This window comes from Streptomyces sp. HSW2009, assembly GCF_040240285.1.
GTDB lineage: Bacteria > Actinomycetota > Actinomycetes > Streptomycetales > Streptomycetaceae > Streptomyces.
In genome coordinates this window covers 1-935 of the sequence record NZ_JBEHZD010001070.1, presented here as the reverse complement: position 1 = coordinate 935, position 935 = coordinate 1, and the positions used below count along the sequence as shown (strand labels likewise).

At 77.3% G+C, this 935-nt stretch carries 1 protein-coding gene; it reads left to right on the top strand.

What is annotated here, in order from left to right; genetic code table 11:
• Positions 1-822 (top strand): aspartate-semialdehyde dehydrogenase (locus tag AAHZ94_RS34590; protein ID WP_349997630.1); only part of this gene is annotated, 822 nt, incomplete at its 5' end.
• Positions 823-935: the final 113 nt, after the last annotated feature.

Sequence of the window (935 nt, the reverse complement as noted above, 5' to 3'; positions counted from 1 at the left end):
GGGGGCGCCCCCGGGGGGGCGGGGGGCCGCCGGGGGCGGGGGGGGGGCCGGGGGGGGCCCGACACGCGGGCGGCGGGGCGGCCCCCCCCCGAGGTGCCGCTGGTGGTGTCCGAGGTCAACCCGGACGCGGTGGCCGAGCGCCCCAAGGGCATCATCGCCAACCCGAACTGCACCACCATGGCCGCCATGCCGGTGCTCCGCCCGCTGCACGCCGCGGCCGGCCTGACCAGCCTGGTGGTCACCACCTACCAGGCGGTGTCGGGCAGCGGTCTTGAGGGCGTGCGCGAGCTCGAAGAGCAGATCCGCAAGACCGCGGAGACGGCGGCCAAGCTCACCCACGACGGCTCGGCTGTCGACCTGCCGGCGCCGAACAAGTACGTGCGCCCGATCGCGTACAACGTGCTGCCGATGGCCGGCTCGCTGCTCGATGACGGTTCGGGCGAGACGGACGAGGAGCGCAAGCTGCGCGTCGAGAGCCGCAAGATCCTGGGCATCCCCGAGCTGCTGGTGTCCGGCACCTGCGTCCGGGTGCCGGTGTTCACCGGTCACTCGTTGCAGATCAACGCCCGGTTCGCGGAGCCGCTCAGCCCCGAGCGGGCGGCCGAGTTGCTCGCCGCCGCGCCGGGCGTGGAGCTCTCCGACATTCCCACCCCGCTCCAGGCCGCCGGCCAGGACCCGACGTACGTCGGGCGCATCCGGCGCGACGAGACGGTCCCCGACGGGCGCGGCCTGGCCCTGTTCTGCTCCAGCGACAACCTGCGCAAGGGCGCGGCGCTGAACGCCGTGCAGATCGCGGAGCTGGTGGCGGCCGAGTCCGCGTAACGCTCCCGCCCCACCGGCCCGCGCCCTGCCGGGTGGGCCACCCGGGCCGGGGGCCCCCCCCCCCCCCCCCCCCCGGGCGCCCCCGCCGCCCCCCCCCCCCCCCCCCCCCCCCC